This is a genomic window from uncultured Formosa sp. (genome assembly GCF_947500765.1).
GTDB lineage: Bacteria > Bacteroidota > Bacteroidia > Flavobacteriales > Flavobacteriaceae > Formosa.
In genome coordinates, this window is sequence record NZ_CANMTH010000026.1 from 1 (window position 1) to 4,312 (window position 4,312).

5 protein-coding genes are annotated in these 4,312 nt (G+C 31.0%); all 5 read left to right on the forward strand.

Going from position 1 to position 4,312, the window contains the following annotated elements; genetic code table 11:
- Nucleotides 1-95: 95 nt before the first annotated feature.
- Nucleotides 96-551, forward strand: a complete 456-nt coding sequence (locus tag Q1B05_RS18280) for a DUF4844 domain-containing protein (protein WP_299782846.1) — start codon at nucleotides 96-98, stop codon at nucleotides 549-551.
- A 266-nt stretch (nucleotides 552-817) separates the two neighbouring features.
- The gene (locus Q1B05_RS18285) at nucleotides 818-1,468 is read left to right on the forward strand and encodes a DUF2971 domain-containing protein (protein ID WP_299782848.1); all 651 of its coding nucleotides are present in this window, start codon (nucleotides 818-820) and stop codon (nucleotides 1,466-1,468) included.
- 177 nt (nucleotides 1,469-1,645) lie between these two features.
- On the forward strand, nucleotides 1,646-2,584 hold the full coding sequence (locus tag Q1B05_RS18290; protein ID WP_299782850.1) for a DUF2806 domain-containing protein: 939 nt from the start codon (nucleotides 1,646-1,648) through the stop codon (nucleotides 2,582-2,584).
- 211 nt (nucleotides 2,585-2,795) lie between these two features.
- Nucleotides 2,796-3,320, forward strand: a complete 525-nt coding sequence (locus tag Q1B05_RS18295) for a hypothetical protein (RefSeq protein WP_299782852.1) — start codon at nucleotides 2,796-2,798, stop codon at nucleotides 3,318-3,320.
- 143 nt (nucleotides 3,321-3,463) lie between these two features.
- Complete coding sequence (locus tag Q1B05_RS18300) at nucleotides 3,464-4,102, forward strand: DMP19 family protein (protein WP_299782853.1); 639 nt, start codon at nucleotides 3,464-3,466, stop codon at nucleotides 4,100-4,102.
- Nucleotides 4,103-4,312: the final 210 nt, after the last annotated feature.

A 4,312-nucleotide genomic window follows, 5' to 3' on the forward strand; every position in this document is an offset into this window, starting at 1 on the left:
TTCGGAATATTCACAGGTTCGTACCTTTTTGTTAATTTAGTTGCTAAACCACGCAACTAACCATACACAAAACCGTTGGCTACAATTAAAAAAAAATGACGAAATACATCAAAATATTAATTACATTTTTGACTTTATCTGCTTGCGGACAAAATGTTACTCAAATGAAAACACCTAAAAATGCAATAAAAAAGTTTGACGAATTTATTAGTGAAAAAAAATTCGTAGAACAACCTTATCCGAATTTCTATCCTGGTCTTTCTAACGAAAAACTCCAACCAATATTGACAGAAAAAATCAACAATGTTGCTAGAGATTTTAAACAAATTGCGGAGACTGAAAATCCGACTGACGAAAAATACCAAGAAGCTATTAAAATTGGACTTTTAAGATTTCCGGAAATAGAATTAGGATATGATTCTGAAGATAGAGAAAAGATTTTACTTTACTTTCAGGAAATAATGGATATAATTGAACTAAAAAGCTCGAATGGACAGTTGAATAATTTTTATTATGGTTTCGACCCAAATAGTTTGAACAACAAAAATTAAAAACTGTAGCCAACAATGTGTATAATTAATGCGGGGTTTGGTGTATAATCCAAAGTTTTGTGTATTTTTACTAAGTCCGTCAAATCATTTTGATTTGACTTTAGTACAGAAAAAAATAAAGGCAAACAAAATGCTTTGCCTCGTGCTAAATTGAAAGTCTTCTGACTTTCTATTTCCGCACTAACCATACACGCAACGTTGGCAGTAATTTACCCAAAATGAACTTTTACAGATATCAAGCTATAAATAAACTGACACTTCAAAATTTGAGCAATCAAAAAAATTGGGTTGCTGACCCATTTGAATTTAATGACCCATTTGAGTTTAGTCTTATAGATAAATATTATCATAACAATAAAGGAAAAATAGAGCATTTCGAAAAAGAACATCTTGAAAGAATAAAAAGTATAGAAGATGAAATAAGCTTGTATGGAGTTGTTTGCTATAGTTCTGATTATATAAATAATCTTCTTTGGGCTCACTATGGCGATAATCATAAAGGAATGTGCCTCGTTTTTGATGTTCCCGAAGAAAAGGTGCCTAGCTTATACAAAGTGTCATATAGCAAGAAATTCCCTCTTGTAGGAATAACTGAAAAATCTGAAAGTTATAAAGAAATTATTCCTGTAGTTACTAGCAAATCTATTGATTGGTCTTATGAAGAAGAATATAGAGAAGTCTTTATTATGAAAAATATGCTTAATGACTATCCTGGAGAACTAACCGAAATAATCTTTGGTTGTAGAACACCATTTGATGATATCCAAATTGTTAGAGATATAGCTATTAGTAAAAATAAAGATATCAAAATATCAAAAATGCATATAGCACAAAACCAATATCAATTAATGAAAGGAACGACTGGAAATAATATGGAAATCCCTGAATTTTGGAAACTTAAGAATCTTAAAATGTAACTTGAATTTAATAAAAACTACTGCCAACACCGTGTATAATTAATTGCTAGTTCACTGCCGACTTACGAACATTCCTGCGGAATATTCTATCTGTGATTTATTTGCTAAATTAGGTGCTTAACCACGCAACTAACCATACACAATCACGTTGGCTGTAATTAACGAAAAAGAAGAAGAATGCCTGAAATCAATCTTATAAAATTTGAAGGAAAACCATTTGAAAAACTAATTGATGTTATTAGTAAAGGTATTGGAACATTATATAAACCAAGAGCTATTCGAAAAGAAGCTGAATCAAAAGCTTACGAAATTGAAATAATTGAACAAGCAAAATCAAAAGCATTAGCCGAAGGAAAAGAACTTGAAGCAGAAACCTATTTAAGAATTCAAGAAAGAATACTTTTTAATGAAGTTGAAAGGCAAAAAAGCATCGACAATGTTGTAGAAATTGCGGCGGAACAACTAAAAGACGAAAAAAGCATTTCAGAAGAACCCGTTGATAAAGACTGGTCAAAGAGGTTTTTCAATATTGTTCAAGATGTGTCTGATGAGGAAATGCAGACTATTTGGGGAAGAATACTTGCAGGAGAAACAAAGCAACCAAAATCATATTCTATACGAACTCTTGAGTTTCTAAAAAACCTATCAAAAACCGAAGCTGAAGTATTTACTAAATTTGCCGATATTAGAATTAAATCGGGTGATAAAAACTTCATTTTCAACCCAAGAAATGATTTTTTACAGAAAGAATTCGGAATCGCTTTTACGGATAAGTTACTTATGGTTGAATTAGGACTTATTGTTAGTAAAGATAGTTTAGAATTTAGTTTGAATCCAACAGGTGACACTAAACTATTACAAGTTTTGAATTATGGTGAAAAAGCTATCGTTTTAGACAGAAATGAAAATGTTCCTAAACAAGCTCTTGAGGTTTTGGTTTTTACTAAAATTGGATTAGAGTTATCCAAATTAATACCTCAATCATTTAATTCAAAATACATAGAATTAATTTGTTCAAAATTCAAACATCAAAATGTAAATATTGAGTATGGTGATTTTATATATCTACCAGGCAATAGATTTAGATTACTGAATAAAACTAAATATGAAAAATAACTACAGCCAACATTGTATATAAAAAATTGCTATTTTAGGCTTAACCAATGTGAGTTGCTTTGTTTGCTAGCTTCTGATTTTCCTTCGGAAAATCCTCGCACACAAACACGCAACTTTCCATATACGTAACCGTTCTACGCAATTTGACCAAACCAAGAAAATGATAGTAAAATATAAAAATTCCATAATTGAAATAACAAATGAATCTGATTTGGATTCAGCGGAATTTGGTCAGAGATTTAAGAAACAATATCCAGCCGATTTAGGATATAAATTGGAATATCAACCTTCTTCAAAACACGGAATTCGAATAACAGAAAACGGAATTGAAAAGTGTAGCGCATTATTATTGGAATCTGGAGGAGCAACTGGAATTTCTGAAAATTCATTCCTAATTAAAAATGACCGAATTTACATTTGCTGTTCTGACCAAATATATTCTCTGAATTTAATGGACTTATCAGCTAATTGGAGAAATCAATATGACGTTGCAACTTGTTTCGGAATTTATGAATTTGATGAAGATTTTATCGTTCACGGAGAAATTCAAGTTAGCCGAATTAATAAAAATGGAGAAACTAAATGGAATTTTAGTGCGAGAGATATTTTTGTAAATCCAGACGGAAAAACGGAATTTAAAATTGTTGAAAACAGAATTGAATTAATAGATTGGGAAGGTTATAAATATGAACTGAATGGAGAAGGAAAAATATTAACGGAAATAAAAACTGCGTAGAACACCGTGTATAATTAATGGCTAGTTCTCGCCTACTTACGAAAATCCTCGCGGATTTTCTACTTGGTTTTTATTTACTAAATTAGGTGCTTAAACACGCCACTAATCATACACAAAACCGTTAGCCACAATGTAACCATCCAATGAACAAAAAGATAATAACGATAATGATTCTATCTTCCATATTAAGTTTTTTCGGCTGTAAAAAAGAAAAAGAGAAATCTGAAGTTGACCTTGAAATCGAAAAAGTATTGAATTCTGTGGATGATTGGAAAAACAGAAAAATACATAAAGTTCTGACTAAAGAAATATTCGATTCCATTCCTGACGATGAACTTGAACAATCTGTTTTCGATAATATTTATGAAATAATTGGAGACGATTACGAAAATGAACTTACGAATATCCAAAAACTGACTAATGGACAACAAGGTTTTTGGTCGACTTGGATAATAGAAGGGGAAGTAAATAATGGTGGATTTAATCAGTTCTATTTTAATTCAAGCGGTCAATATGCAAAAATGGCTGAAATCGGATTTAAAACAATTGGAGCGGAAAAGTATGCGGAATTAACATCTCGTGCGAACAAAATTTACGAAGAAAACAAGGAACGACTTGCTGAATTTGATGACGGAACAATGGAAAGTTTTAGTGAATCTTATAAAGACAATCCTTTGAACAAACTTGATGATGAATTTTACGAATTAGGAAATACAGAAAGTATTAGCAATTTACGAATTAAATATATTCGTGAACACATTACAGAATTTACAACTGAATAAAAACACAGTGGCTAACATTGTATAAAAATAATGCTTAATTTAATGCTTAATCAAAGGCTAGTGCGTATTTGGTCACTCTGATTTTCCTGCGGAAAATCCTCGCACACAAAACCGCACTATTCTTATACGTAACCGTTGCCAGCAATTGCGGAAACTCACTCAAACTCAAAAAATCTCAATTAAAATCAACTGATTTTTTGCCAAACATTA

What these genes read in the sequence shown, in the direction of transcription:
- Q1B05_RS18280 (WP_299782846.1), top strand. Translation starts at nt 96, where the DNA reads ATGACGAAATACATCAAAATATTAATTACATTTTTGACTTTATCTGCT.
- Q1B05_RS18290 (WP_299782850.1), top strand. Translation starts at nt 1,646, where the DNA reads ATGCCTGAAATCAATCTTATAAAATTTGAAGGAAAACCATTTGAAAAA.
- Q1B05_RS18300 (WP_299782853.1), top strand. Translation starts at nt 3,464, where the DNA reads ATGAACAAAAAGATAATAACGATAATGATTCTATCTTCCATATTAAGT.